Raw genomic sequence first — 5,234 nt, 5'->3', positions numbered from 1 at the left:
CGTCGAGCATGCCGGCCGATCGGGGCGCGGCCCCGCGAAAGCACCGCGCCCGCGCCCTCCCATTCACGGGAGCGGCGCGGGCGCGGGGTGAGGCTCCGGGCGCCGCGGCGCGGCGCGCGGCTTCGCTACTTGGCCATCCGGCGCTTCGCGTCGTCGACCTGGCTCTTCGCGACCGTGTCGGTCACGCCCTTCATCGCGACGGCGGCGGCGTACGCCTCCTTCGCCTTCGCCTTCTGCTTCGCGTCCTCGAAGAGGCGCCCGGCGCGGTACAGCGCCCGGGCGGCGACGTTCGCGTCGGCGGACGCGCACTTCTCGTCCTTGCCGAAGACGACGTAGCGCTCGGCGGCCGGCGCCAGCTTCTTCGCCATGTCGAGCTCGGAGGCGACGTTCTGGAGCGCCACGCAGCGGTTCGGCGACTCGGGGTTCTTCTGCAGGAACTCCTCGTACATCTTCGCCGCGCCCGTGTGGTCGTTCTTCTTCGACTTGTAGACGGCGAGGAGGAGCATGTTGTTCGGCGCGACCCTCGAGTCGCCGTACTCCTTCAGGATCCGCTCGCGGACCTCCGCGGCGCGCTCCACCTTGCCCGCCTTGTCCCACGCGACGGCGGCGTTGTGCAGCGCGTTCGCGGCGTCGCCTCCCTTCGGATCGGACGCGAGCTTCTCGAACGCCTGGGCGGCGTCCGCGGGCTTGCCCTCGTCGAGGAGCTTCTGCGCGGCGGCGAACTGGGTGCCCGCCTCGGCCCGGGAGAGCGACTCGGTCACCTTGGCGAAGCTCTCCTTCTCCTTCGGGTCGGTCGCCTTCTGCACCTGCGCCTCGACCAGCTGGCGGACGCGCGCGACCTCGGCCTGGTAGCCCGCCTCGTCGTTCGCGTAGAGGAAGGTCTGGAGGTACAGCGGGACGGCGCTCTCCAGCACGTCGGCCTCGTTCGGCCAGCGCTTCAGGATCTCGTCGAAGCGGTGGCGCGCGTCCTCCATGTTGTCGAACGCGTACTCCACCTCGGCGCCGATGAGCGCGAGCTGGGCGGGCGGGAGACCGCCACGGCGCTCGGCGGCGGGCTTCTTCAGCTCGGGGTCGGCGTCGAGGTTCTGCAGGTACACGTCGGTGGCGTCGACGAAGCGCTTCCACTCGCCCGGCGGGACGCGGGGCTTGAGCGGCTCGCCGCGGCGCTGATCGGCGTTCGCGAGCTTGATCGGCTCGAGCTGGTTCGCCTTCACCTTCTGGTTGGCCGCGTTGAGCCAGGCGCCGGCCGCGAGCCGTCCGGCGACAGCCTTGGACGCCGCGTCCGCCTCGGGGTCGGACGCGACCTTCTGGGCCTGCTCGGCGGCGCGCTCGAACTGCATGCCCTGCATGAGGAGCTCGGCGGCGCGGTAGCGCACCGGCATCCGCCACTCGGAGGACTGGAACTGGTCGGCGAACTGCACGTAGTTCTCGGCGGCGGTGGTCCACTCCGCGCGCGCCTGGTCCACGTTGCCGGACTGCTGGGCGACGAGCCCCCGCTCGTAGTGCGTGCGCGCGTCGCGGATCTTCCCGCGCTCGGCATCGTCGAGCTGGCTCTCGGCGGGGAGCTTGTAGGTCGCCGGGTAGAACCGCGAGGCCCGGCCCTTGCCGCCGCCGCCGCCGCCCGTCGCGCAAGCCGTGGCGAGAGCGATGAGGACGATCGAGATCCGCATCTTGGAAGTCATGTCGTGCACCTCTCTGGCTACCGTTTTGATCCGTGCCGCCCCGGGCTCGCCCGTCGCACGGCGCCCCTCCGAGACCGGTGCCGCCTCGCGGCGGGCGCAAGGCCCGGCCGACCGACGACGCGCACCTGCCGAACGAAGGTGGCGTAACATACCGCGCTCGGCGCGCGGCGCCTCGTTCCGTTTATCGCGTTCCCGCTCCTGCGGCACGCGCGATCCTCGGAGGCCGGAGGAGGACCGCCCCGACCGGTACGCGGCGCGGCGTACCGTCGCCGGTGACCGGGGCACGCGTACACGACGGGTCACGGCCGGGCAGGGTCGCCTTCGGCGGGAGCGCCCTCGGCGGCCGCCTCGCCCTCGACCACGAGCTCGAACCGGACCGCGGCGCGCTCCTCCTCCGCCTCCGGACCGCCGCGGTCGTAGGTGACGAGCGTGACGCGTGTGACCATCCCCGGCCGGGCGTCGAAGGCGTAGGACGAGCGAACGTCGAGCCGCCGAGGCGTGCCGTCCGGGCTCGAGCGCACGCGGTACACGAGCTCCGCGGAGACCCGGTGCGCGCCCGCGGCCACCCGTCGATCGAGGATCTCCGCCGCCACCCCTCGGGCGGTGGCCGTCGGCGGCGGCGCGTCGGGCGCCGCGCCGTCGAGCGCGTACGAGGCCGACTCGAGCGCGTAGGCGGGACCGAGCTCGTCGCGGTGGAGGAGCACGGCGCGCGTCCCCGCGGCGAGCTCCGCCCCCACCCGCTCGTAGAGATCCCGCAGCCGCGCGTTCGCCGGCGCGAGCTTGCCGTGCAGGCCCGAGACCCGCTCCTCGAGCGTGCGCACCGGGGGCGGGGCGTCCTGCGCGGTCACGAGCGCCGGGAGCGCGACGGCACCGAGGGCGATGAGGCACCGGACTCGCACCGCGTCGCTCCCCTCCCCGAGCCGAGCGCGCTCCGTTTCCGGGTCGCGTTCGACTCTGGGTCGTTATAGCACGCGGAGACCGCCCGGCCTCGGCTCCGGCGGGTGGAACGAGGGGCTAAGCGCCCCGCTTCAGCTCGGTCAGGACGAGCTTCGCGACCGCCTTGAGGGTGTCGAAGACGCCCACGCCGGTCGGCGCGACCGCCTGGTACTCGGGGACGCCGCGCGGGTTGATGAGCCGGCGCAGCTCGTCGACCGTGGCGACGTTCGGGAGGTCGCGCTTGTTGTACTGGACGACGTACGGGATCTTGTCGAGATCGTAGCCCTGCTCGCCGAGGTTCACGCGCAGGTTCTCGACCGACTCGAGGTTCGCCTCCATGCGCTCGATCTGCGAGTCGGCGACGAACACCACCCCGTCGACGCCCTTCAGGATGAGCTTGCGGGAGGCGTCGTAGAACACCTGGCCCGGCACCGTGTAGAGGTGGAAGCGGGTCTTGAAGCCGCGGATCTCACCGAGCGACAGCGGCAGGAAGTCGAAGAAGAGCGTCCGCTCCGTCTCGGTCGCGAGGGAGATCATCTTGCCCTTCGCGTCGGGGTTGGTCTTCGCGTAGACGTACTGGAGGTTCGTCGTCTTCCCGCAGAGACCCGGGCCGTAATACACGATCTTGCAGTTGATCTCGCGCGAGCTGTAGTTGATGAAGCTCATGATCACTCGCTGAAGAGGTTGTCGATGTCGTCGTCGGTGATCTCGGCGAACGGGCTCGCCGCGCCAGGCGCCGTCTGTTTCTTCGCGAGCCCGTCGAAGACCTTCCCGAGCTCCTCGCCGGCCTTCTTCACCCGGAGGCGCACGAGCCCCAGGGAGCTCTTCGCGTCGAAGATGACGACGAGCACCACCCGGCCGCCCACGATGCTCATGTGGAGCGACTCGCGCTCCCCCTCGTGGAACTGGTTCGGGAACTCCTTCTCGCCGATGAGCTTCGCGAGGCCGCCCATGGCGGCGACGTTCCCCGCGGTGAGCGAGGCGAGCGAGGTCGTGTCGAGGTTCTGCGCCTGTCCGCTCGAGGAGATGAGCTGACCGTTCTTGTCGACGAGGAAGACGACCTTGGCGTTCGCGTCGCGGGTGAGCCGTTCGCAGATCCCGGCGATGAGCCGGAACTCCTCCTCGTACATCACCAAGCCGGAATTCATGCGCGCTGGGCTCCGCGAAGGTCCGAGTCCATGGCGAAATACCAGGGAACCTCGCCCCTTTCAATCCGGCGGCCACGGCGCCGCGAGCGGTGTAGCCGGCTGTCGCATGGTTCGACGGGCTCACCATGAGCGTACGTCGACCGGGCCCCGCACGAACCGAGCGATGCGCTCAGAGCTCGCGGCGACCGGCGAGCGCGCGCGCCAGCGTCACCTGGTCAGCGTATTCGAGATCACCGCCCATGGGAATTCCTTGAGCGATGCGGGAGACCTTCACCCCGAGCGGCTTCAGGAGCTTCGAGAGGTACAGCGCGGTCGCCTCTCCCTCGACGTCGGGGTTCGTGGCGACGACGATCTCGTCGGCGGGCTCGCGCTCGAGCCGCACGAGGAGCTCGCGGATCTTGAGCTCCGAGGGGCCGATCCCGTCGAGCGGCGACAGGGCGCCGTGGAGCACGTGATATCGGCCGCGGAACTCGTGGGTGCGCTCGATGGCGAGGAGATCGGGGACGCCCTCGACGACGCAGATGATCCTGGGATCGCGCCGCGGGTCGGCGCAGACGGCGCACGGGTCCTTGTCCGTGAGCGTCTGGCAGCCCGAGCAGAGCCGGACGTCGCGGACCACCCCCGCGATGGCGCCGGCGAGCTCGCCCGCGTAGGCCGGACCGGCCTTGAGGATGTGGAACGCGAGGCGCTGGGCGGTCTTCTCGCCGATGCCCGGCAGCCTCGCGAGCTCCTTCACGAGCCGTGCGATGGGATCCGCGACCGCCATGGCTACCCGACGACCCCGGGGATCTTGATGCCGCCGGTCGCCTTGGACAGGTGCTCGTCGGCCGCGGCGCGCGCCTTCTCGACGGCGGCGTTCACGGCGGCGGTCAGGAGGTCCTCGAGCATCCCCTTGTCGGCGGGATCGACGGCCTTCGGGTCGACGACGAGGCGGGTCACCTCGCACTTCCCGTTCATGGTGACCTTCACGAGCCCCCCGCCGCTCTCGGCCTCGACCGAGACCCCGGCGAGCTGCTCCTTCGCGTCGGCCATCGCCTTCTCGAGCTTCTTGGCCTGACGCATGAGGTACTGGATGTCCATTCGTCGCTCCTGGAGCCGCTACCGGCGGGTTGGTGCTCCGCCAGCCCCTTGGGGGACGGTACGCACGCCGTCGTTCAGCGATGTTAGAACGGGGGCTGCGCCCCCGCCCCGCCGAGCGAAGCTCGTCGGGGCCCCACCCCTGCTCGCCGGGTCCCGTGCGCCGCCGCGAGCGGCTTCGCCGCTTCCGCTGCGTCGCCCCGGCGGGCTCGCTTTGCTCGCCTGTTCGCGAATCATGATCGGCCGTTCAGAGCTCCTCGATCTTCTCGATGCCGCCCTCGAGGATGCGCGCGGCCTCGCGGATGTTGGGGTGGTTCCGGGCGGCTTCACGGACGCTCGCGCTGCGCGCCTGGCGCTCGGCGGCCTCGGCCGCGGCGATCGACGCGGGGGG

General features: G+C 71.2%; 6 protein-coding genes. All 6 read right to left on the bottom strand.

What is annotated here, in order from left to right:
• Positions 1-125: 125 nt before the first annotated feature.
• The 6 genes from MNY60_RS23310 to MNY60_RS23285 all read right to left on the bottom strand — a co-directional run bounded on the left by MNY60_RS23310 (position 126) and on the right by MNY60_RS23285 (position 4,846).
• Positions 126-1,682, bottom strand: coding sequence for a tetratricopeptide repeat protein (locus MNY60_RS23310; protein WP_242341456.1), 1,557 nt, complete (start codon positions 1,680-1,682; stop codon positions 126-128).
• Between the two features lie 299 nt (positions 1,683-1,981).
• Positions 1,982-2,581, bottom strand: a complete 600-nt coding sequence (locus MNY60_RS23305) for a hypothetical protein (protein ID WP_242341457.1) — start codon at positions 2,579-2,581, stop codon at positions 1,982-1,984.
• Positions 2,582-2,696: 115 nt separating this feature from the next.
• The gene (locus MNY60_RS23300; protein WP_242341458.1) at positions 2,697-3,284 is read right to left on the bottom strand and encodes an ATP/GTP-binding protein; all 588 of its coding nucleotides are present in this window, start codon (positions 3,282-3,284) and stop codon (positions 2,697-2,699) included.
• A 2-nt stretch (positions 3,285-3,286) separates the two neighbouring features.
• The gene (locus MNY60_RS23295) at positions 3,287-3,766 is read right to left on the bottom strand and encodes a roadblock/LC7 domain-containing protein (protein WP_242362028.1); all 480 of its coding nucleotides are present in this window, start codon (positions 3,764-3,766) and stop codon (positions 3,287-3,289) included.
• A gap of 169 nt (positions 3,767-3,935) precedes the next feature.
• Positions 3,936-4,532: a recombination mediator RecR gene (gene recR / locus MNY60_RS23290; protein WP_242362026.1), complete on the bottom strand. Its 597-nt coding sequence runs from the start codon at positions 4,530-4,532 to the stop codon at positions 3,936-3,938.
• A 2-nt stretch (positions 4,533-4,534) separates the two neighbouring features.
• Positions 4,535-4,846 (bottom strand): YbaB/EbfC family nucleoid-associated protein, encoded by a 312-nt coding sequence (locus MNY60_RS23285; protein ID WP_242341461.1) that lies wholly within the window; start codon positions 4,844-4,846, stop codon positions 4,535-4,537.
• Between the last annotated feature and the right edge of the window lie 388 nt (positions 4,847-5,234).

This window comes from Anaeromyxobacter sp. SG17 (assembly GCF_022690695.1).
Lineage (GTDB): Bacteria > Myxococcota > Myxococcia > Myxococcales > Anaeromyxobacteraceae > Anaeromyxobacter > Anaeromyxobacter soli.
The sequence above is the reverse complement of the archived record's forward strand: the minus strand, read 5'-3'. Positions and strand labels throughout refer to the sequence as shown.